Source organism: Pseudomonas cremoricolorata (assembly GCF_000759535.1).
Lineage (GTDB): Bacteria > Pseudomonadota > Gammaproteobacteria > Pseudomonadales > Pseudomonadaceae > Aquipseudomonas > Aquipseudomonas cremoricolorata_A.
The window spans coordinates 822,513-844,321 of sequence record NZ_CP009455.1 but is presented as its reverse complement, the minus strand read 5'-3'; the positions used below and the strand labels follow the sequence as shown (position 1 = coordinate 844,321).

The window sequence follows — 21,809 nt, the reverse complement described above, 5'->3', positions numbered from 1 at the left end:
GATGCCACGGTGCTAGCAGGGCAGCCGGCGCTGACGTATTCTTAGCGGCTCTTTTTTCCGGGGCGGTTCGCGCTCTGGGTTCTTCACGCTTCTTTTGATCTGGAGTCTGCCTCGATGGCTGCTGCTTGGGTGCGCGTGTGCGCGGTAATCATGATTGGCTTGTCCGGCGCCGCAGCGCAGGCCCAAGGCAAGACCCCGACGGCGCTAGTCGTCGGTGGCGGCCTGGCGGGGCTGACCGCGGCCTACGAGCTGCAGAACAAGGGCTGGCAAGTGACCCTGCTGGAGGCCAAGGCCAGCCCAGGCGGGCGCTCGGGGCTGGCGACCAGTGAGTGGATCGGCAACGACAAGGCCCAGCCGGTGCTCAACCAGTACCTGCAACAGTTCAAGCTCAGTACTTTGCCGGCCCCCGAGTTCGTGCGCAGCCCTGGCTACCTGATCGACGGCGACTATTTCAGCGCCGCTGACCTGGCGACCAAGCAGCCGGCCACTGCCGAAGCGCTCAAGCGCTACGAGAAAACCGTCGACGACCTGGCCCGCTCGATCGACGATCCGCTCAACCCGGCAGCCAACAACACGCTCTTCGCCCTCGATCAGATCAACGTCGCCAATTGGCTCGACCGTCTGCAATTGCCGACCACCGCACGGCAGTTGGTCAACCAGCAGATCCGCAGCCGCTACGACGAACCCTCGCGCCTGTCGCTGCTCTACTTCGCCCAGCAAAGCCGCGTTTATCGCGGTGTCGACGACCGCGACCTGCGCGCCGCGCGCCTGCCTGGTGGCAGCCCGGTGCTGGCCCAGGCTTTCGTCAAGCAGATTAAGGCGATCAAGACCAACTCGCCGGTCACCGCGATCATTCAGGACAAGGATGGCGTGACGGTGAAGGTCGGCGGCGTTGGCTACAGCGCCGATTACCTGGTGATGGCCGTGCCGCTGCGCGCGCTGGCGAAGATTCAGATGACGCCGAGCCTGGACAACCAGCACCTGGCGGCGATCAAGGGCACCAACTACGGCTGGCGCGACCAGGTGCTGCTGAAGTTCAAACAGCCGGTATGGGAAAGCCGGGCGCGGATGTCCGGAGAAATCTTCAGTAACGCGGGCCTGGGCATGTTGTGGATCGAGCCTGCGCTCAAGGGCGGCGCCAATGTGGTGATCAACCTTGCCGGTGACAACGCACGCCTGCTGCAGGCGTTCGGCGACAAGCAGATGGTCGATCAGGTGCTGATCCGTCTGCATGCGTTCTACCCCAAAGCACGTGGCGCCTTTACAGGCTACGAGGTGCGTCGTTATGGCACCGACGCGGGCATGGGCGGCGCCTACCTGGCCTATGGCCCAGGGCAGATCAGCAAATACTGGCGGCTGTGGGAGCGCCCGCTGCAGCGGGTGACCTTCGCTGGCGAGCATACCGACGCGCTGTATCCAGGCACCCTGGAAGGCGCGCTGCGCAGTGGTCAGCGTGCCGCCAGCCAGGTCCAGGATCTGGCAGCAGGCAAGTCGTTCGAACCGATCAAGGTCGGGCCAGCGGCGGCGACTGCAGCGGTGGCCGGCGCGGCAGCGGCGAAGCAGGGCGGTTTCTTCTCGCGACTGTTTGGCGGTGGTACGGACGACAAGGCCAAGACCCCGCCGGCTGTGACCCCAGTCCCGGCAGACAAGGCCGCTGCGCCTGAGGCGAGCAAGCCTGGCTTCTTCTCGCGGCTGTTTGGCGGCGGGGCAGATAAATCCGATGCTGCGCAACCTGCGGCTACCCCTGCCCCAGCCGTGGTGCCGGCAGCACCCGCTGCGCCCGCTCCGCAAGCCGCTCCGGCAGCGCCGGTAGAGGCGGCCAAGCCTGCCCCGGCGCCCGCCGCCAAGCCTGCACCGCACGCAGCGAAGAAAACCCCGGCTCCTGCGGCGCACAAGCCTGCGGCGCATCACCCGGCTCCGGCAAAGAAACCGGCCGCGACCAAGAAACCTGCAACCACCGAGCAGGCCCAGCCGGCGCGCTGAGGCCGCCCTACCAGGGTTCTGGCTGCGTATCTGTCGGCATCTGGCCGATCGATCGCAGTCAGGGCTGCTTCTTGGCTTTAAAGCAGCCGCCGCCATCCAGCCCCCCCCCGTCTTTCGACAGCCGTCTAAAAATCCGTCTAGGGTTAACGTTTCCTTAATAACGTCCGTGAACAATTACTATCGTTTTATTCGATATTTCAGAGCAGTTTTTTCTGCTTTTATTCGATACGTTTGGCGGTAGTCTTGGCACAGCTCTCACGGAGAATTTCAGCACCATGCAACTGCGCAACTCATCATCGCGTTACGGAGCCATCAGCATCGTGCTGCATTGGGGTGTGGCGTTGACGGTTTTCAGCCTGTTTGGCCTGGGCCTGTGGATGGTCGGTCTCGACTATTACGACCCCTGGCGCAAGGCTGGCCCTGATCTGCACAAGAGCATCGGGTTGGTGTTGCTGGCGGTGATGTTCGTGCGGGTGCTGTGGCGACTGATCAGCCCGCCGCCTCCTGCTCTGGCCAACCACGGCCGCTTGACCCGGCTGGCGGCCAAGGCGGGGCACGGACTCCTCTATGTAGGGTTGTTCGCGGTGATGATCGCCGGTTACCTGATCTCCACCGCCGATGGCGTCGGCATTCCCGTGTTCGAGCTGTTCCAAGTGCCAGCGCTGGTCAGCAACCTGCCCGATCAGGCCGATATCGCTGGCGAGGTCCACTTCTACCTGGCCTGGGGGTTAGTGATCTTCGCCGGCCTGCATGGCCTGGCAGCACTCAAGCACCATTTCATCGACCGTGACGCGACCCTGCTGCGTATGCTGGGCCGCAAAGCGTGACTCACTCCCTAAAATGCAACGGAAGGAATCAAAGGATGTTGAAAAAGACGTTTGCCGCACTGGCGCTCGGTACTGCCCTGTTCGCTGCGGGTCAGGCCATGGCCGCCGACTACAAGATCGACAAGGAAGGCCAGCATGCCTTCGTCGACTGGAAGATCAGCCACCTGGGTTACAGCTTCATCCACGGCACCTTCAAGGACTTCGACGGCACCTTCTCGTGGGACAGCGCCAAGCCTGAGGCGAGCAAGATCAGCGTCGACCTGAAAACCGCCAGCCTGTGGTCCAACCACGCCGAGCGTGACAAGCACATCGCCAGCGCCGACTTCCTCGACGTGAAGAAATACCCGGACGCCAAGTTCGTCTCCACCGCCGTCAAATCCACCGGCGACAAGACCGCCGACGTCACTGGCGACCTGACCCTGCACGGTGTGACCAAGCCGGTTACCTTCAAGGCCGTGTTCAACGGTGAAGGCAAAGACCCATGGGGCGGCGAGCGTGCCGGCTTCAATGCCACCACCACGCTGACCCTGAGCGACTTCGGCATCAAAGGCCCAGGTCCGACTTCGCAGACCCTCGACCTGGATATCAGTGTCGAAGGCGTGAAGCAGAAGTAAGGCGCGCAGCGCGGGGTGCCCTGTTGCACCCCGCTATTGCGGACAAAAAAAATCCGATGCCAGTTGCTGGCATCGGATTTTTTTATGGCAGCCTTGCTGCTTAGCCCTTGCGCGTCAACAGCGCTGGACGCTCACCGCGTGGGCGGCTTGGTGCATCTTCGAGCTGCTCGGGCGTCGGGTAGCGATCGAGCTTGGATTCCTTGCGGATGATCACAGGCTGATGCTGCGACTCGCGTGGATTACGCACGGCCGGTTCCTGACGAGCAGTGTCGTCACGCCGGCCACGACCAGCGGCGCCGCCATCACGGCGCGCACCGCCATTGTTGTTGCGGCGCTTGTCGCCCCCGGTGCTGGCACCGCCAGCGCCACGCTGACCACCTGAACGGGGTTGACCGCCGTTCTGGTTACGCGGCTGGCCATTGCCTTGTTGCTGGCCCTGGCCGGAGGACCCGCCCGGACGGCGCTGGCGACCGGAGTTCTTGCCATTCTGATACGGGCTGACGTAGTCGGCGCGGTTGCCGAAGTTATCCACATCGTCGTCGAGGAACACTTCTGGATCACGGTTGCCATCGACGGCGGGCACACTGGCCTGGGCCGACTTCTGCGGGCGGGGGGGCTTGGCATCGCGCGGCTTGCGCGGCTGCTGCGCCTGACGCTCGCCGGACTTGGCCTTCTCGGCAGGCTTTTCCGCCGTCTGCTGACGACCCTTGCCTTTATCCTTGCCCTTGTCCTTGCGTCCGCCATTGCTGGCGGTGGCGCCATCGCCGCGGCCCTGGCCATTGCGTGCGCCGCGACCATTGCCTTGGGGGCGTTCGCGCACTTCCGGCTTTTCCGCTTCGATCTGACTGGCGTCGAAGCCCATGGTGTCGCCGTCGGCGATCTTTTGCCGGGTGACCCGCTCGATGCTCTTGAGCAGTTTTTCTTCATCCGGTGCGACCAGCGAGATGGCCTCACCCGAACGTCCGGCACGGCCCGTACGACCGATGCGGTGCACGTAGTCTTCCTCGACGTTGGGCAACTCGAAGTTGACCACATGAGGCAGTTGGTCGATGTCCAGGCCGCGGGCGGCGATGTCGGTGGCGACCAGAACGCGAACGCTGTTGGCCTTGAAGTCGGCGAGCGCCTTGGTGCGCGCGTTCTGGCTCTTGTTGCCGTGGATCGCGGCAGCCGGCAGGCCGTGCTTTTCGAGGTACTCGGCCAGGCGGTTGGCGCCGTGCTTGGTACGGGTGAAGACCAGTACCTGTTCCCAGGCACCCTGGGTGATCAGGTGCGCCAGCAGCGCGCGCTTGTGACCCGATGGCAGGCGGAAGACGCGCTGCTCGATACGCTCGACCGTGGTGTTCGGCGGCGTGACCTCGATGCGTTCGGGGTTGTGCAGCAGCTTGTCGGCCAGGTCGGTGATGTCTTTCGAGAAGGTGGCCGAGAACAGCAGGTTCTGGCGCTTGGCCGGCAGGCGGGCCAGGACCTTCTTGACGTCGTGGATGAAGCCCATGTCGAGCATGCGGTCGGCTTCATCGAGCACGAGGATTTCCACGTGGGACAGGTCGACGCTGCCTTGCCCGGCAAGGTCGAGCAGACGTCCGGGGCAGGCCACCAGCACGTCGACACCCTTGGCCATGGCCTGCACCTGCGGGTTCATGCCGACGCCGCCGAAGATGCAGGTACTGACCAGGCTCAGGTCGCGGGCATACAGCTTGAAGCTGTCGTGTACCTGGGCCGCCAGTTCGCGGGTCGGGGTGAGCACCAGAACCCGTGGCTGGCGGGGGCCGTGGCGCTTGGATTTGTCGGGGTGACCTGCGGGAAACAGGCGTTCGAGGATCGGCAGGGCGAAGCCGCCGGTCTTGCCGGTACCCGTCTGGGCGGCGACCATCAGGTCGCGGCCTTGCAACACGGCGGGAATGGCCCGCTGTTGCACGGGAGTGGGCTGGGTATAGCCCGCGGCCTCGATAGCGCGGACAAGTGCCTCGGAGAGACCGAGGGAAGCAAAGGACATGGGCAATCCTGTTCTCGTGGGGGCTGGGCCCGATGGGGTGATCTGCCTGGCGCGACGGGCATCTGAGGGAATGCGATCGCGTCCGGTCCAGCTTGGCATGCACTGCGCATCGAGGAAGCGGCGGGGGCACCAGGGGTGCGCAACTGCCGGTCGGGATGCCTGTTACGAGGCCGAGCGTCCGGGCGTGAGCCGGGCGGGAAGGCCCGAGTATAACAGAGCATTCAGCGTGTGCTGCGTTCGTGGTGCTCAACGGTGCGTGGAAAAGTATCCGGAGTGCCGACGTAACGCTGCACGATCGCCTCGTACGCCGGCTCCTGCTTGAAATGCTGCAAGACCTCGGCAAACGCCTGAGCCAACTGCTCACGCCCGGGTTTGCGGGTCAATCCCAGGTATTGCGGCTTGCTGTCAATGAGCAGCGGCAAGGCTTCGATCTGCTCATCGAGGTGCAATTTATGCAGCAGATACTCACCGACATGGCGATCGGTTACCAACAGATCGATACGTCCCAGCGCCAGTTTGCCGAAGTTCGCGATATGGGTAGGTGCCGGCTCGCGGCGAAAGCCCTGGGCCTCGTTGAATTCGGCGCTGTAGTTGTAACCGGGGGAGGTGCCGACGGTCAGGCCGTTGAGATCATCCAGCGTACGGACCGAGTGAGGCCGGGCGCGAGACTGGAACAGGATGAAGTCGACCTGCGACAACGGCTCGTGCGGGAACAGAACAAAGGCTTCGCGCTCCGGGAGCTTGAACAAACCGAGAATGCCATCGGCCTGACCCTGCTCGACCATTGCCAGGCAGCGCTTCCAGGGCATGAACACCCAGTCGACCTCCACGCCCAAGCGCTTGAACACCTCGCTGGCCACCTCGAAGTGCAGGCCCTGAGGCTGGCCGTTGTCCTGATAGATGTAAGGCGCCCAGTCATCGCTGACGATGCGCAAACGTTCTGCCTGTGCCAGCGGGCTCAGGCAGATCAGCAGCACGATACCGATCAGGGGGAGGATCTTGGACATGGCGGCAGAGTACGCGGGTCATCTGCCGCTGACTAGCCATGCCCTGCAGGCACGCGTCAGCGTTGTGATCGGCGCAACAGAGGCCTCACGCGGTGATTGCGAGGCGTGCTGCGCGCGACCCTGGGCGATGCGCGCAGCCTGCGGCGGCAAATCTGCTGCGCATTGAGCGCGGGCAACTGCACTGCAACCGCTGTTGGCAGGGCTTCGGCGAGTGCAGCACGCGCTGGCACGCGATCAGCGCGGCAGTTGCAGGTTGTTCCAGATCGCCAGGCTCGGCTCGGCCTGGTTCAGGGTGTAGAAGTGCAGGCCTGGTGCGCCGCCTTGAAGCAATTGCTCGCACATGCGGGTGATGACTTCTTCACCGAAAGCCTGAATGCTCGCGGCGTCATCGCCGTAGGCTTCCAGCTGCTTGCGCACCCAACGTGGCAGCTCGGCCCCGCAGGCATCGGAGAAACGCGCAAGCTTGCTGTAGTTGGTGATCGGCATGATGCCCGGCACCAGCGGGATGTCCACGCCCAGCTTCTGCACCCGTTCGACGAAGTAGAAATAGCTGTCGGGGTTGAAGAAGTACTGGGTAATGGCGCTGTCGGCACCGGCCTTGACCTTGGTGGCGAAGTTCTTCAGGTCGGACTCGAAGTTCTGCGCCTGGGGGTGCATCTCGGGGTAGGCGGCCACCTCGATGTGGAAGTGATCACCGGTTTCCTCGCGGATGAACTGCACCAGGTCGCTGGCATGGCGCAGCTCGCCGGAGGCCATGCCCATGCCCGAGGGCAGGTCACCGCGCAGGGCGACGATGCGCTTGATGCCGGCGTCCTTGTACTCGCCGATCAGCGCACGCAGTTCGGCTTTGGTGTCGCCAACGCACGACAAGTGCGGGGCGGCGGGAATCTTCACTTCGTTTTCCAACTGCAGCACGGTGTTCAGCGTGCGGTCGCGGGTCGAACCGCCCGCGCCGTAGGTGCAGGAAAAGAAGTCGGGGTTGTAGGTGGCCAGCTGACGGGCAACGCTGATCAGCTTGTCATGGCCGGCTTCGGTCTTGGTCGGAAAGAACTCGAAGCTGTAGCGGCGTTCTTGGGACATCGGGGCTTCTCCCAGCAGCAGGCTCTGGAGCTACACGTTTCAAGCTTCAAGCTGCAAGTGAAAGCCGGATCGGCGTGGTGCGACCCGGCTGTGCATCGTTCAGGTGTCGGCGGTGAAGCTGCAGGCGGCGCTCGTGCTTGCCGCTTGCAGCTTCAAGCGCGCAACTCAGTACCGGTATGCGTCGGGCTTGAACGGGCCGTCGACGGTGACGCCGATGTATTCGGCCTGCTGCGGGGTCAGTTGGGTGACCACGCCACCGAAGCCGCGCACCATTTCCAGGGCCACTTCTTCGTCAAGTTTCTTGGGCAGCACTTCAACGGTGAGGCGCTCGGCCTTTTTGCCTGCGTCGAGTTCGGCATACTTCTGCTCGAACAGGAAGATCTGCGCCAGCACCTGGTTGGCGAACGAACCGTCCATGATCCGGCTCGGGTGGCCGGTGGCGTTGCCCAGGTTCACCAGGCGGCCTTCGGCCAGCAGGATCAGGTAGTCGTCGTTCTGCGGATCGAAGCTGCCGGCGCCAGTGCGGTGGATCTTGTGCACCTGTGGCTTGACCTCTTCCCACGCCCAGTTCTTGCGCATGAAGGCGGTGTCGATTTCGTTGTCGAAGTGGCCGATGTTGCACACCACGGCACGCTTTTTCAGGGCCTTGAGCATGTTGGCGTCGCAGACGTTGACGTTACCGGTGGTGGTGACGATCAGGTCGATGCGGCCCAGCAGGTCGGCATTGATGCCAGCTTCAGTACCGGTGTTGATGCCATCCTTGAACGGCGAGACCAGCTCGAAACCGTCCATGCACGCCTGCATGGCGCAGATCGGGTCGACTTCGGTGACCTTGACGATCATGCCTTCCTGACGCAGCGATTGCGCCGAGCCCTTGCCCACGTCGCCGTAGCCGATCACCAGCGCCTGCTTGCCCGACAGCAGGTGGTCGGTGCCGCGCTTGATGGCGTCGTTGAGGCTGTGACGGCAGCCGTACTTGTTGTCGTTCTTGCTCTTGGTAACCGAGTCGTTGACGTTGATCGCCGGGACTTTCAGCTCGCCCTTGGCCAGCATGTCGAGCAGACGGTGCACGCCGGTGGTGGTCTCTTCGGTCACGCCGTGGATCTTGTCGAGCATGGCTGGGTATTTCTTGTGCAGGATTTCGGTGAGGTCACCGCCGTCGTCCAGCACCATGTTGGCGTCCCACGGCTGACCGTCCTTGAGGATGGTCTGCTCGATGCACCACTCGTATTCCTGCTCGGTCTCGCCCTTCCAGGCGAACACAGGCACGCCGGCAGCGGCGATGGCGGCAGCGGCCTGATCCTGGGTGGAGAAGATATTGCACGACGACCAGCGCACTTCGGCGCCCAGGGCGACCAGGGTCTCGATCAGCACGGCGGTCTGGATGGTCATGTGGATGCAGCCGATGATCTTCGCGCCCTTGAGCGGTTGCTCGGCCTGGTACTTGCGGCGCAGACCCATCAGCGCGGGCATTTCCGACTCGGCGATGATGACTTCCTTGCGGCCCCAGTCGGCCAGGGAAATGTCGGCGACCTTGAAATCGGCAAAACCGGCAGGCGTGTTTACAGCGCTCATGAAGAGCCTCCATTCGTAATAGTCGAATGGGCGCCGTTGTGCGTTCGGCGCTGCCTGGCCTTCGCTCAAGACCGTTCAGGCAGCGCCTTGGCGTCCGCATGCGCGGACAACGCCCCATCCGAGCCTGACAGGAGAACCTGCTGCAGCGCCCCTCGGACAGGTGGCGGGCATGGCGCCGCTGTGGGCGGCCATGTGAAACGGCGCAGATTATAGCTGCGCCGAGCACTTAGCCCAAGGTTTTCTGTCGAATTGATCGAGACCATGGTCGAGGGTCGATGGAGTCCCGCCAACCGCTCTGCCATGATGGTCCGACGTTAACTCGGCGTTCAGGAGTCCCGATGAATTTCCACACCCGCAAGTGGGTAAAACCCGAAGACCTCAATCCCAACGGTACCTTGTTCGGCGGCAGCCTGCTGCGCTGGATCGACGAAGAGGCGGCGATCTACGCCATCGTCCAACTGGGCAACCAGCGCGTGGTGACCAAGTACATGTCGGAAATCAACTTCGTCAGCGCCTCGCGCAAGGGCGACATCATCGAGCTGGGCATCACCGCCACCGAGTTCGGCCGCACCTCGATCACCCTGCGCTGTGAAGTGCGCAACAAGATCACCCGCAAGAGCATCCTCACCGTCGACCGCATGGTCTTCGTCAACCTCGGCGAAGATGGTCTGCCAGCGGCCCATGGGCGCACGCAGATCAAGTATGTGGAAGATCAGTTCCCCGACGGCTCGGTGGAGTGAATCGCGAAGGGGCCGCATTGCGCGGCCCCTTTTTTCACGGCTGTTCGCTCACTCTGCGCACCACGCCGCCCACCGTCAGACCCTGAATCAGGATCGACGACAGCACCACGATGTAGGTGATCGACAGCAGCAGGTCGCGTTCTTCACCGACCGGCAGCGACAGCGCCAGGGCCACCGAGACGCCGCCGCGCAAGCCGCCCCAGGTGAGCACGCGGATGGTGCCCTTGGGCACGCTGCGCCAGCGCCGCAGCAGCACAATGGCCGGGGCCACGGTCAGCAGGCGCGAGGCCAGTACCGCGATCGCCAGCACGCTGCCGGCCGCCAGGTGCAGCCAGTTGAACGGCAGCAGCAACAGCTCCAGGCCGATCAGGGCGAACAGCAGGGCGTTGAGCATGTCGTCGATCAGTTCCCAGAAGCCGTCCATGTAGCGCCGGGTCATGTCGTTCATCGCCAGGTTGCGCCCCAGGTTGCCGATGATCAGACCCGCCACGACCATGGCGATCGGTGCCGAAACGTGCAGCTCGTAGCACATCACCGAACCGCCGATCACCAGCGCCAGGGTCAGCATGACCTCGACCTGATACTGCTCGATGCCCTTGATCATGCGGTAGGTGGCGTAGCCGATCAGGCCACCGAACAGCGCGCCGCCGACCGCTTCGCGCAGGAACAGCACCGCGGTATCGGCCACGCTCGGCGTTTCGCCGAGCTGGGCGATGCCCAGCAGCACGGTGAACACCACCACTGCCGTGCCATCGTTGAACAGCGACTCGCCGACGATGGTGGTTTTCAGCGGTTTCGGCGCGTTGGCGGTACGCAGCGCGCCAAGCACGGCGATAGGGTCGGTCGGTGAGATCAGCGCGCCGAACAGCAGGCAGTAGATCAGGCTGACCTGCCAGCCGAACAAGGCGAACACCCAATGCGCGAGCAGGCCGATCACCACCGTGGCGATCAGTACGCCGACGGTGGCCAGCAGGCCGATCGGCCAGCGGTAGCTGCGCAGGTCGCCGAGGTTCACGTGCAGAGCGCCGGCGAACAACAGGAACGACAGCATCCAGTGCATCAGCAGGTCGTTGAAGTCGATCTGGTTCATCAGGCCTTCAACCCGTTCTTCCAGTCCGGGGAAGCCGATGAAGCTCAGCCCCTGGATGATCAGCGAGAACAGCAGGGCGGTGACCATCACGCCAATGGCCGGCGGCAGGCCGATGAAGCGGTAATTCACATAGGTGAGAAGGGTGGTCAAGCAGATAAACGCAGCAACGAGTTCAAGCATCCTGAATCCTGTGGCAATGGCTTCCAAGTCGAAACCCGAATGGCTCGGGGAGTGTTGTTTGATGATCTGACCGCGTGGTCGGGCACATGCTCTGACCAGAAAACTCATCATCGTTCCGTTCGTGCACGCCATAACGCCTGCAACCTGCGGTGAGTCGCGGTAAGGTAGCGCTCGAAATATCTGCTTACTTCCCAGCGGTTCAAGGAGCTGTGCACGGTGTTGGCAACGTCTCTGGTACTGGTCGCCGCGTTTCTGCACGCCACCTGGAACACCTTGATCAAGTTCAGCGGCGAACGCTGGCTGGTGATTGCCTGCATGGACACGGTGGGGCTGGTTTTCGCTGTGCCACTGCTGGCCATGGTCGAGCCGCCGCCGGTGGATATCTGGCCGTGGCTGACCGCCTCGGCGCTGGCTGAGCTGCTGTACCGTGTTCTGTTGATCCAGGCGTATCGAGTGGGCGACCTGGGGCTGATCTACCCGCTGATGCGCGGCACCTCGCCGTTGGTGGTGCTGGCGTTGACGTTGCTATTTGCCGGCGAGAGCCTGACAGGCCAGCAGATCATGGGCATTCTGCTGATTCCGTGCGGTATGGCCTGCCTGTTGTGGCAGGGCGGTGGCGGTGATCGTCTGCCTTGGTCGATGCTGCCGGTGGTGGCGCTGATCGGCTTGTGCATCGGTTGCTACACCTGGTTCGATGGCCAGGCTGTACAGCGCTGGGGCAAACCCTGGGATTACCTGGTGTGGCTGACGCTGTTTTGCTCGCTGCCGTTTCCGCTGATTGCCGGTGTGACCCGCCGTGCGACATTCACCGCGTTCTGGCGTAGCCAGTGGCGGCTGGGGCTGGCGGTGGGGGTATGCGTGCTGCTCAGCTATGCCCTGGTGCTGTGGGCCATGCACCTGGGCTCGATCGCCGAGGCGGCTGCGCTGCGCGAGTTGAGTGTGATTCTGGTGGTGCTGTTCGGTATGCGCTATCTGAAGGAACCGTTCGGTGGCCCGAGACTGCTCGCCTGCGGGCTGGTCCTGGCTGGCGTACTGGTAATGAAGTTCTGACCCCTTGATCGTGGAGTGTTCGCTATGACCGTCGCCCTGTGGTGCATCCTGTTCGCCATGTTCCTGCCGCCGCTGTGTGCCTTGGGTGCCAAGCTCAGCAGTGGCCGCTTTGGCTTTCGCGAAAACCATGACCCCCGTGCATTTCTCGACACCTTGTCTGGCCTGCCACGGCGGCTGCACTCGGCGCAGCAGAACGGCTTCGAGACCTTCCCGGCGTTCGCCGCGGCGGTGCTGGTAGCCGATGTGGTCGGCAATGCCGAGCAAGTCACCCAGGATGTCCTGGGTGTGCTGTACATCACCAGCCGCCTGCTGTTCATCATTTGCTACATGGCCGACCTGGCGGCGCTGCGCTCCCTGGCCTATTTCGCCGGCTTGGTGCTGATCGTCAGTTTCTTCGTCGTCTCGGTGTGAGTCACGGCACCTTGGGCACGTCTGGCAGAGGCTGACCTTTGGGCCAGAGCATCCAGATCTGCCCTTGCTGCTTCATGTTGCCGGCCAGCTCGCCAGCTTCAGGCCCGGTACCCCAGAACAGGTCTGCACGCACCTCGCCGGTGATGGCGCCACCGGTATCCTGAGCGCCCACCGGGCGCACCACAGGAGTGCCATCCGGGCGGGTGGTGGACAGCCACAGCAGGCTGCCCAGCGGGATCACCTTGCGGTCGATGGCCACGCTGTAGCCGGCAGTGAGCGGGACGTTGAGCGAGCCCCGCGGGCCTTCGTTGCTGTCCGGGCGGGCACTGAAGAATACGTAGCTGGGGTTGCTGGCGAGCAGTTCCGGCACACGCTGCGGATGTGCCTGGGCCCAGTCATGGATGGCGCCCATGCTGACCTGATCCTTGGTCAACTCACCTTGCTCGACCAGCCAGCGACCAATGGGGCGATAGGGATGACCGTTCTGGTCGGCGTAACCCAGACGCAATTGCCGACCGTCTTCCAGTTGCACGCGGCCCGAGCCCTGGATTTGCAGGAATTGCAGGTCCATCGGGTCGGTCAGCCAGGCCAGCACCGGGGCGTTGACGCCATCGCGGCTGATGACCTCGGCAGTGTCGTACGGCTTGAGCACGCGACCCTCCAGACGCCCGCGCAGGCGCTTGCCCTTGAGTTCCGGGTACACACTGGCGAGGTCGACCACCACCATGTCCTCAGGAATGCCGTAGACCGGCACGGAGGCCTCTGCCGTCTGTTCGAGGCTGCCGCGGTAGACCGGTTCGTAGTACCCGGTGATCAGTCCGTTGGCTTGATTCTGCGCCGAGCGCAGGCCGTACACCTCGAGGTGTTGCTGCAAGAAGCCGCGCACTGCCTGCGACTCGCTTGGCACGGTTGCCGCTGCCTGGCAAATCGGCGCCCACGCCGGGTCACGGGTGAGCTTTTCGCAGCCCTGGCGCCACGTGGTGAAACCGGCCAGCAGGTCGCTGTCGCTGACGGCAGGCAAGTCTTGCCAAGTGGCGGGGGTATAGGTGGCGATGGCGTGGGGCGCGGGCTTGTTCTGGTCGTCGCCGTTGCAGCCTGCGAGCAGAGCCAGGACCGTGAGGGTGCCGGCGAGGCGGCGCAGGGGAAAACTCATGGGGCGGTGTCCTTGTGCGGGCGAATGGGGCATTCGACCCTCGAATCAGTAGGGGATTGGTCTTTGTGGCCTGGGCCTTGATACTGTCGGGCCTTTTTCTCAGACAGAGGCCCGCGGATGTTCAAGCGCTTCACTGCCATGCTGTGTATCACCCTGTTCGCAGCCGGTTGCGATCGGGTCGATCCCGACTCGCCAGTGGCCAAACGCAAGGCGATTTTCAAAGACATGTTGCATACCAGCGAAAACCTGGGTGGCATGTTGCGCGGCCGGCTGCCGTTCGACGCTGCAGGCTTCGCTGACGGTGCCGGCAGGCTCGATGCCTTGGCACATGAACCTTGGCAGCATTTCGCCAAACAGGCCGAGGGCGGTGACAGCAGCGCGCGGCCTGAGCTCTGGCAGCGCCAGGCGAGGTTCGAAGACCTGGCCAGGCGCCTGGAGGCCAGCACTGCCGTTCTGCGCGAGCAGACTCGCCAGCAGGCAGTGCAACCTGCCAGTCTGCAGGCACCGATGAACGCCGTCGAGGCTGCCTGCAAAGCGTGTCATCAGGAGTTCCGCAACCATTGACGGACGAGCTGCAAGTGACCCCTGTCAGCGCTCGAGCTGATCGACCGCATCTTGCAGCTCTTTTTTCGACTCTGCGAGCTTCTCTTTGCGTTTGTTGATCTTCTCGGCGTCGCCTTTCTTCATGGCCTTGTCCAGATCCTTGGTGCGCTGCGCCACTTCGTGACGGGCTTCAAGCACTTTTTGCTCGCGCTCCTTGCGCAGGCTGGCGTCGGTGCAGTTGTCGGTGTTTTCCTTGAGCGCTTTTTCCAGGCCGGCGGCCTGGTCGGCGTTGCCATGGTCACGGGCTTGCTTGAGCTGGTTCTCGATGGCGCTGCGCTTGGCTGCGCAGCCGGTCAGGCCGGGATCGGGCTGGGCGGCCTGGGCGCCGGTGGCAGCGAGAAGGAGGGTAGTCAGCAGGACGAGCGAGGGCATCGATTTCATGTAAAGCCTCCCTTACGGGGCGGGGTAGCAAAAGTTGGGGGAAATCCTGCCTTGGTTTTGTGCTTTAAGAAACCCTTGATAGTGGTTTCTGGCGATAACTCAGGCTTTTCTGACACTGGGCGTTGCCAAACGCTATTGTGGGACGCTTAGGGTGCTCGGTCCAAACCCATTGATCTGCCAGGCGACCAGACGAGCTGCCAGGGCGCTGACGTTCTCGTGATTGAAGAACGCGTGAAGCTGTCCTGCGCGGTAAGCGCTCATCCCCGCCTGCTGCCATTGCACTGGCGTGCGTGATGCCAACGTCGGCCAGTCCCCTTGCAGCGACCGCGTTCGTCCGCCGGGAACCCCCAGTGCACGCAGCCATTGTTCAAAAGGACGCTTGCGCGCCAGACGAAAACTCTCGGACAACTGTGCAGCCCGCGCGGCACCAATGCCCGGAATCTGGCGCAGGCGGGAATCGTCAAGGTCGAGCCAGTCGAGCAGGCCGTGCAGTGCACCGGCATCCACCAGGCGACGCCAGGTGCCGGCACCCAGCTTCGGCAGATCGAGCCCCTGCTTGCCGCTCAACCACGCCAGGCGGGCGATGAATTGTTCACGACAGGCTTGGCTGAACTGCCAGCAACTGAGGGCATGAGAGCGTGCAGGGTCTGGCACGTTCAGTGGCAGGCGATCGCTGGCACGGTGAATGACGCCCTCGAAGCGCGGAATGGTCAGCCCCGCCAGGCTGATTTGCACTTGATCGCCAGGGCGTACGTCCAGCGCCTGCCAGCGTGCCAGTGAGCCGAGGCTGACCTGGCTAACGCGACGATCATCCAGCGTAACGGGCTCGAGCAACAGTTGGGGCGTAATGCGGCCACTGCGACCAATGCTGAAACGCACGTCACGCACCTGCGCCAGCACCGTGCGAAACGGATATTTCCAGGCGGCTGCCCAGTGCGGTGCGCGCGCTTGCCAGCGTGAGGCGGGCGGTCGTCGCTGCTGGCGCAATACCACGCCATCACTGGCGAACGGCAACGCGCTGCGATACCAGTGCTGGCGCAAGCGGTTGACATCATCGAACCCTGTGACCGGTACGCTGAAACGCAGAGTGTCGGCGAACCCTAGCTCAGCCAGAAGCTGGTAGCGCGCGGCCTGCTCGCTCGGACCCTGCGGCCAGTCCCAGACGAACAGGCCAACGCGCTGCGCCTCACTGACGCCGAGCTGCTTGCGCGCCAGCCAGCCGGCGACGGCACCACGGGCACCGACGCTACCGGCGGTGGCCTGCACGTGGTCATCCAGGCGCTGATACAGCTCACCGTGCAGCACCAGATCGAGCGGCTTGGGCAGCGTCTGGTGGATGGCCTCGAGCATCGGCAGATGTCGGCTCCAGTCGTGCCCGCTGACGCCGTTGCCACGGCTGATCAATCGTTCGAGCCTACCTGCGCGGTAGACCAGCGTCACCGCCACGCCATCGACCTTCGGTTGCACCCAGACATCGCGCCTGGTCTTGAGCCACTGACGCACCTGTACCTCGTTGTCGAGCTTGATCAGCCCGGTGTGCGCAATGGGATGAGGCAGCGGGCCGCCTGCGCTCGACAGCGGATCGTCCTGCGCTGGCAAGGCGAAGCAACGTTGCAGGTGGCGCAGTTGTTGACGGGTCTGGTCGTACACCTCGTCATCGACCAGAGCGATACCCTGGCGGTGGTAGTGATCGTCCCAGCGGGCGAGGGTCTGGCGCAGGTCGCTGGTGTGCGCTACGGCGCGCTGGGCGGGCCAGTCAGGGCAGTCTTGAGCGCGGGTTGTTGTGCAGCAGGCAAGCAGAACGATGACGATCAAGGCTCTACACGACATGGCCGGCTTCCTTGCAGGCTTCAGGGAAGGGGCCAGCCTAGTCGGCGTGGACGATCCTGCCCATGGGCATGTGTCAGCGGGTGTTGCCCGGTGTGTGCTGATCGTCTGCCTGTTCGCTGCAGCGCCCGTCGTGCCTGGCCACCTGACATTTTTACCAGTTGTGGCAAAGCCGCGGAACTCCGCACATTAGGGGCTACCCTCTGTGCACCACTCAAACAGGAGTAGAGGGCTATGCATGAGCGTCGCGACGTGATGATTCTGAAGACTTTCGAGCCTCACTGGTTGCGAGACAACTGGGAGAAGATCGGTCAGGGGCTGAGTCATCTGCAACCGGAAAACAAGGTCAGGTCAGGCGACCCCTTCGTCAATCAGGAACAACTGCGCAAGTACTACGCGATCTACGTGGTGGCGCTCAACGAACACGTTGCCGGGCGGTTCAGGCTGTGTGCGCTCGACGATACCCAGCGGCTCATCCCGTTGCAGTACATCGACGCCCATGTGGAAAAGCCCGAGGGGTTTCTCAGCTCCGATGTGCTTCGTCATGGTGGCCGTGCGGTGCCGGGCGGGGTCAGCGAGGCGGTCGAGTTCGAGGTCTATGGGCTGAGCTGGAACCGTCTGGCGAAGAACGACGCATGAAAAAGCCCCCGTCGAGGGATCGACGGGGGCTTTCGCGTTGCGCGGGGTCGGCTTACAGGCCGGCGGCAACCCGCAGCTGTTCGGCGCGGTCGGTGCGTTCCCAGGTGAAGGTGGTGAAGGTGTCGTCACCGACGGTCTTCTGCTGTGGGGTACGACCGAAGTGGCCGTACGCAGCGGTCTCCTGGTACATCGGGTGGAGCAGGTCGAGCATGGTGGTGATGGCGTAGGGGCGCAGGTCGAAGCACTCGCGCACCAACTGCACGATACGGGCGTCGGACACCTTGCCGGTGCCGAAGGTGTTGATCGAAATCGAGGTCGGCTGGGCTACGCCGATGGCGTACGAGACCTGAATTTCACAACGTTCGGCAAGGCCGGCTGCGACGATGTTCTTCGCCACGTAACGGCCGGCGTAGGCGGCGGAACGGTCGACCTTCGATGGATCCTTGCCCGAGAACGCGCCGCCACCGTGACGGGCCATGCCGCCGTAGGAGTCGACGATGATCTTGCGTCCGGTCAGGCCGCAGTCACCCACCGGCCCACCGATGATGAAATTGCCGGTCGGATTGATGTGGAACTGAGTGTCCTTGTGCAGCAGCTCGGCCGGCAGCGTGTGCTTGACGATCAGCTCCATCACGCCATCGCGCAGGTCGTTGTAGGAAACGTCGGGGTTGTGTTGGGTCGACAGCACTACCGCATCGATGCCGACCACCTTGCCACCTTCATAGCGGCAGGTGACCTGCGATTTGGCATCCGGGCGCAGCCATGGCAGCAGGCCAGACTTGCGCGCCTCGGCCTGACGCTCGACCAGACGGTGCGAGAAGCAGATCGGCGCCGGCATCAGTACATCGGTTTCGTTGCTGGCGTAACCGAACATCAGGCCCTGGTCGCCTGCACCCTGGTCTTCCGGCTTGGAGCGGTCGACACCCTGGGCGATGTCCACCGACTGCTTGCCGATGATGTTCATCACTGCGCAGGTGGCGCCATCGAAGCCGACATCGGAGCTGTTGTAGCCGATGTCGACGATGACTTTACGCACCAGGTCTTCCAGGTCGACCCAGGCCGAGGTGGTGACTTCGCCGGCGATGATCGCCACACCCGTCTTGACCAGGGTTTCACAGGCGACGCGGGCGTATTTGTCCTGGGTGATGATGGCGTCGAGGATCGCGTCGGAAATCTGGTCGGCGATTTTATCCGGGTGCCCTTCGGACACGGACTCGGACGTGAAAAGGGAGTATTCGCTCATCTCGAAGGGTTCCTAGAAAGTACCGATGAAAGTGTTGGCAGTGGCCCGCTGGAAATGCCGGACCTGAATCTGGAAGCCGTTACGCAGGCCTACGTACAGGCTTTCGCCGGGGGTGAGCCCGGCGGCTCTGGCCCAGCGGGCCAGATCGTGTTGTTCGAACCCAAGCCACAGGTCGCCGCAGGCGTCGCGGGCCCAGTCCTGGTCGTGGCTGCACAGCTCGGTGACCAGCAGGCTGCCCCCGACGTTGACCCGCGAAGCGAGGCGGCGCAAGGCCAGCGCAGGGTCGCTGAAGTGGTGCAGAACCATGTTCAGGATCACGCAGTCGGCCTGGCCCTGGCTGCTGTCCAGGGCATCGGCCAACTGCAAGGTGACGTTGTCGAGGCCTTCACGCTGGCACAACTGGCGCGCCAGTTCGAGCATGGTCGGGCTGTTGTCCAGCGCCGTGACCTGGGCGAAGCGGTGGGCCAGGTCGGGCAGAAAACCGCCGTCGCCGGGGCCGACCTCGAGTGCCGTCGCCTGGGGCGCGAAACTCAGCTTGTCGAGCAGCGCCAGAAGGCTCTCGCGGTAGTGCGGCAGCCCGGCGATGAGGTCTTGCTGGGCGCGGAACTTCTCTTCCACACGCAGGAAAAAGTCCTGGCTGGTGGCGGCGCGACGCTGCTGGACCTGCACAATGCGTTGCTGGATATCGGCGCTCAGAGCCAGGCCGTCGACTTCTTCGAGCAGGGCGGCATGCAGGCGCCCGCCAAGGCGCAGGGTATCTGGCAGGGCACGACGGTAGAAGATCGCGTTGCCTTCCCGTCGCGTGGCTACCAACCCCGCCTGGGCCAGCACCTTGAGGTGGTGGCTCATGCCCGACTGACCGATATCGAAGATCTGCGCCAGCTCCAGCACGCCGAACGAATCGCTGGCCAGCACCCGCAGCACATTCAGGCGCAGCACATCGCCGCTGGCCTTGCACAGGGCGGCCAGGTCATCGTTGCAATGCTCGGGGAAAGGCTGCGCGGGTAGGTTCATGGGGCGGCAGTCTAGTCACGCCGGACGTGGCTCGCAACTGCAATATCAAAAAGTTTTGATATTGGCGCGGGGCGCCAGCGGCAAGCTATTAGCGGCAAGCGGCAAGCCCGGCGTGTGCGCTCAGACAAAGTTAACGGGTTGCACGGTCTGGCTTGTCGCTTGCGACTGATAGCTTGCCGCTCCACAAAATCCGTGATTGCCCAATACCCGCGCGTGGGCGAAAATGTCTGACTTTTTACGTGACACCCCTAATTCCAAGCCTTCAGGAGACCCTCGATGCCCAGCCGTCGTGAACGTGCCAATGCCATCCGCGCCCTCAGCATGGATGCCGTGCAAAAGGCCAACAGCGGCCACCCCGGGGCCCCGATGGGCATGGCGGATATCGCCGAAGTGCTGTGGCGTGACTACCTCAAGCACAACCCGAGCAACCCGCACTTCGCCGACCGTGACCGCTTCGTGCTGTCCAACGGCCATGGCTCGATGCTGATCTACTCGCTGCTGCACCTGACTGGTTACGACCTGTCCATCGACGACCTCAAAGGCTTCCGCCAACTGCACAGCCGCACCCCGGGTCACCCGGAATTCGGCTACACCGCAGGCGTCGAGACCACCACCGGCCCGCTCGGTCAGGGCCTGGCCAACGCCGTCGGCTTCGCCATTGCCGAGAAAGTCATGGCCGGTCAGTTCAACCGTGAAGGCCACGACATCGTCGACCACCACACCTACGTGTTCCTCGGCGATGGCTGCATGATGGAAGGCGTTTCCCATGAAGTTGCCTCGCTGGCCGGCACCCTGGGCCTGAACAAGCTCATCGCCTTCTACGACGACAATGGCATCTCCATCGATGGCGAAGTGCACGGCTGGTTCACCGACGACACCCCGAAGCGCTTCGAAGCCTACAACTGGCAGGTGATCCGCAACGTCAACGGCCACGATGCCGACGAGATCAAGACCGCCATCGAGACCGCGCGCAAGAGCGACCGTCCGACCCTGATCTGCTGCAAGACCATCATCGGTTTCGGCTCGCCGAACAAGCAGGGCAAGGAAGAATCCCACGGCGCCGCCCTGGGTGCCGACGAGATCGTGTTGACCCGCAACGGCCTGAACTGGAGCCACGAAGCCTTCCAGATTCCTGCTGAGATCTACGCCGAGTGGGACGCTAAAGACGCCGGCGCCAAGGCCGAAGCCGAGTGGAACCAGCGCTTCGACGCCTATGCCCAGGCCCACCCTGAGCTGGCTGCCGAATTCAAGCGCCGCAGCTCGGGCGAGTTGCCGGCCGACTTCGCTGAAAAAGCCGCCGCCTACGTGCAGCAAGTCGCCGAGAAGGGCGAGACCATCGCCAGCCGCAAGGCCAGCCAGAACACCTTGAACGCCTTCGGCCCGCTGCTGCCGGAACTGCTCGGCGGCTCGGCTGACCTGGCCGCCTCCAACCTGACCCTGTGGAAAGGTTGCAAGGGCGTCGAGGCTACCGATGCCAGCGGCAACTACCTGTTCTACGGCGTGCGCGAATTCGGCATGACCGCGATCATGAACGGCCTGGCCCTGCACGGCGGCCTGGTGCCGTACGGCGCGACCTTCCTGATGTTCATGGAATACGCACGCAACGCGGTGCGCATGTCGGCACTGATGAAGCAGCGGGTGATTCACGTCTACACCCACGACTCCATCGGCCTGGGCGAAGACGGCCCGACCCACCAGCCGATCGAGCAACTGACCAGCCTGCGCACCACCCCCAACCTCGACACCTGGCGCCCGGCCGATGCCGTGGAATCGGCGGTGTGCTGGCAGCAGGCGCTGCTGCGCAACGACGGCCCGTCGGCGCTGATCTTCTCGCGGCAGAACCTGCAGCATCAGGCGCGCAGCGCCGAGCAGATCGCGCAGATCAGCCAGGGCGGCTACGTGCTGCGTGACTGCGCCGGCGAGCCGGAGCTGATCCTCATCGCCACCGGTTCGGAAGTTGGCCTGGCGGTGCAGGCTTTCGACGCCCTCAGCGCCCAGGGCCGCAAGGTCCGCGTGGTGTCGATGCCATGCACCAGCGTGTTCGACGCCCAGGACGCTGCCTACAAGCAGTCGGTGCTGCCGGTAGAAGTCGGTGCACGCATCGCCATCGAAGCGGCGCATGCCGACTACTGGTACAAGTACGTCGGCCTGGATGGTCGCATCATCGGCATGACCACCTACGGTGAGTCGGCCCCGGCCAGCGCACTGTTCGAGGCGTTCGGCTTCACCCTGGACAACGTGCTGGCGGTGGCTGAGGAGCTGCTGGAGGATTGAGGGCCGTGTGGACGGCGGCGCTGTCGTTTCATGCTGAATCGGTGCGGGGCGCTGTTGGGGCGGCTTTGCCGCCCATCGCGGGTAAACCCGCTCCTACAAGAAACGCGCCCTCTGTAGGAGCGGTC

Annotated in this window: 19 protein-coding genes and 1 riboswitch; of the genes, 9 read left to right on the top strand and 10 right to left on the bottom strand. The window is 63.7% G+C overall.

Features of this window, described 5'->3' with window-relative positions; genetic code table 11:
• Positions 1 to 114: 114 nt before the first annotated feature.
• The 3 genes from LK03_RS03560 to LK03_RS03550 all read left to right on the top strand — a co-directional run bounded on the left by LK03_RS03560 (position 115) and on the right by LK03_RS03550 (position 3,424).
• The gene (locus tag LK03_RS03560; protein WP_038411100.1) at positions 115 to 1,983 is read left to right on the top strand and encodes a flavin monoamine oxidase family protein; all 1,869 of its coding nucleotides are present in this window, start codon (positions 115 to 117) and stop codon (positions 1,981 to 1,983) included.
• A gap of 275 nt (positions 1,984 to 2,258) precedes the next feature.
• The gene (locus LK03_RS03555; RefSeq protein WP_038411099.1) at positions 2,259 to 2,810 is read left to right on the top strand and encodes a cytochrome b; all 552 of its coding nucleotides are present in this window, start codon (positions 2,259 to 2,261) and stop codon (positions 2,808 to 2,810) included.
• A 35-nt stretch (positions 2,811 to 2,845) separates the two neighbouring features.
• Positions 2,846 to 3,424, top strand: a complete 579-nt coding sequence (locus LK03_RS03550) for a YceI family protein (protein WP_038411098.1) — start codon at positions 2,846 to 2,848, stop codon at positions 3,422 to 3,424.
• 100 nt (positions 3,425 to 3,524) lie between these two features.
• On the opposite strand, the gene LK03_RS03545 is transcribed toward LK03_RS03550, so the two are convergent.
• From LK03_RS03545 to ahcY, 4 genes are all read right to left on the bottom strand, one after another.
• On the bottom strand, positions 3,525 to 5,417 hold the full coding sequence (locus tag LK03_RS03545) for a DEAD/DEAH box helicase (RefSeq protein WP_038411097.1): 1,893 nt from the start codon (positions 5,415 to 5,417) through the stop codon (positions 3,525 to 3,527).
• Positions 5,418 to 5,638: 221 nt separating this feature from the next.
• A complete protein-coding gene (locus LK03_RS03540; protein ID WP_038411096.1) occupies positions 5,639 to 6,424 on the bottom strand; it encodes a substrate-binding periplasmic protein in 786 nt (261 codons plus the stop codon).
• Between the two features lie 234 nt (positions 6,425 to 6,658).
• Positions 6,659 to 7,504, bottom strand: coding sequence for a methylenetetrahydrofolate reductase [NAD(P)H] (gene metF, locus LK03_RS03535; RefSeq protein WP_038411095.1), 846 nt, complete (start codon positions 7,502 to 7,504; stop codon positions 6,659 to 6,661).
• 165 nt (positions 7,505 to 7,669) lie between these two features.
• The gene (gene ahcY, locus LK03_RS03530) at positions 7,670 to 9,079 is read right to left on the bottom strand and encodes an adenosylhomocysteinase (RefSeq protein WP_038411094.1); all 1,410 of its coding nucleotides are present in this window, start codon (positions 9,077 to 9,079) and stop codon (positions 7,670 to 7,672) included.
• 21 nt (positions 9,080 to 9,100) lie between these two features.
• A riboswitch (S-adenosyl-L-homocysteine riboswitch) is annotated at positions 9,101 to 9,239 on the bottom strand.
• 178 nt (positions 9,240 to 9,417) lie between these two features.
• Between ahcY and LK03_RS03525 the strand changes: the two genes are divergently transcribed.
• Complete coding sequence (locus tag LK03_RS03525; RefSeq protein ID WP_038411093.1) at positions 9,418 to 9,819, top strand: acyl-CoA thioesterase; 402 nt, start codon at positions 9,418 to 9,420, stop codon at positions 9,817 to 9,819.
• Between the two features lie 34 nt (positions 9,820 to 9,853).
• Here LK03_RS03525 and LK03_RS03520 read toward each other — a convergent pair whose 3' ends face one another.
• The gene (locus tag LK03_RS03520) at positions 9,854 to 11,089 is read right to left on the bottom strand and encodes a cation:proton antiporter (protein WP_038411092.1); all 1,236 of its coding nucleotides are present in this window, start codon (positions 11,087 to 11,089) and stop codon (positions 9,854 to 9,856) included.
• Between the two features lie 216 nt (positions 11,090 to 11,305).
• Here LK03_RS03520 and LK03_RS03515 point away from each other — a divergent pair, with 216 nt between their 5' ends.
• The gene (locus LK03_RS03515) at positions 11,306 to 12,139 is read left to right on the top strand and encodes an EamA family transporter (RefSeq protein WP_038411091.1); all 834 of its coding nucleotides are present in this window, start codon (positions 11,306 to 11,308) and stop codon (positions 12,137 to 12,139) included.
• A gap of 24 nt (positions 12,140 to 12,163) precedes the next feature.
• Entirely contained in the window at positions 12,164 to 12,550 is a 387-nt protein-coding gene (locus LK03_RS03510; protein WP_038411090.1) for an MAPEG family protein, read from the top strand.
• 1 nt (position 12,551) lies between these two features.
• Here LK03_RS03510 and mltA read toward each other — a convergent pair whose 3' ends face one another.
• Positions 12,552 to 13,703 carry a murein transglycosylase A gene (gene mltA, locus LK03_RS03505; RefSeq protein WP_038411089.1) on the bottom strand — a complete coding sequence of 384 codons (1,152 nt, stop codon included), beginning with the start codon at positions 13,701 to 13,703 and terminating at the stop codon, positions 12,552 to 12,554.
• Between the two features lie 117 nt (positions 13,704 to 13,820).
• Between mltA and LK03_RS03500 the strand changes: the two genes are divergently transcribed.
• Positions 13,821 to 14,267: a c-type cytochrome gene (locus tag LK03_RS03500; protein ID WP_038411088.1), complete on the top strand. Its 447-nt coding sequence runs from the start codon at positions 13,821 to 13,823 to the stop codon at positions 14,265 to 14,267.
• Positions 14,268 to 14,291: 24 nt separating this feature from the next.
• Here LK03_RS03500 and LK03_RS03495 read toward each other — a convergent pair whose 3' ends face one another.
• Complete coding sequence (locus tag LK03_RS03495) at positions 14,292 to 14,687, bottom strand: DUF1090 domain-containing protein (RefSeq protein WP_038411087.1); 396 nt, start codon at positions 14,685 to 14,687, stop codon at positions 14,292 to 14,294.
• Positions 14,688 to 14,819: 132 nt separating this feature from the next.
• Positions 14,820 to 16,517, bottom strand: coding sequence for an NAD-dependent DNA ligase LigB (gene ligB / locus LK03_RS03490; protein ID WP_038411086.1), 1,698 nt, complete (start codon positions 16,515 to 16,517; stop codon positions 14,820 to 14,822).
• Between the two features lie 231 nt (positions 16,518 to 16,748).
• Between ligB and LK03_RS03485 the strand changes: the two genes are divergently transcribed.
• Positions 16,749 to 17,153: a hypothetical protein gene (locus tag LK03_RS03485; protein ID WP_038411085.1), complete on the top strand. Its 405-nt coding sequence runs from the start codon at positions 16,749 to 16,751 to the stop codon at positions 17,151 to 17,153.
• A 52-nt stretch (positions 17,154 to 17,205) separates the two neighbouring features.
• Here LK03_RS03485 and metK read toward each other — a convergent pair whose 3' ends face one another.
• Both metK and LK03_RS03475 read right to left on the bottom strand, forming a co-directional pair.
• Positions 17,206 to 18,396 (bottom strand): methionine adenosyltransferase, encoded by a 1,191-nt coding sequence (gene metK / locus LK03_RS03480; RefSeq protein ID WP_038411084.1) that lies wholly within the window; start codon positions 18,394 to 18,396, stop codon positions 17,206 to 17,208.
• Between the two features lie 12 nt (positions 18,397 to 18,408).
• Positions 18,409 to 19,410, bottom strand: coding sequence for an ArsR/SmtB family transcription factor (locus LK03_RS03475; protein ID WP_038411083.1), 1,002 nt, complete (start codon positions 19,408 to 19,410; stop codon positions 18,409 to 18,411).
• Between the two features lie 276 nt (positions 19,411 to 19,686).
• On the opposite strand from LK03_RS03475, the gene tkt reads away from it, so the two are divergent.
• Entirely contained in the window at positions 19,687 to 21,684 is a 1,998-nt protein-coding gene (tkt, locus tag LK03_RS03470; RefSeq protein ID WP_038411082.1) for a transketolase, read from the top strand.
• Positions 21,685 to 21,809: the final 125 nt, after the last annotated feature.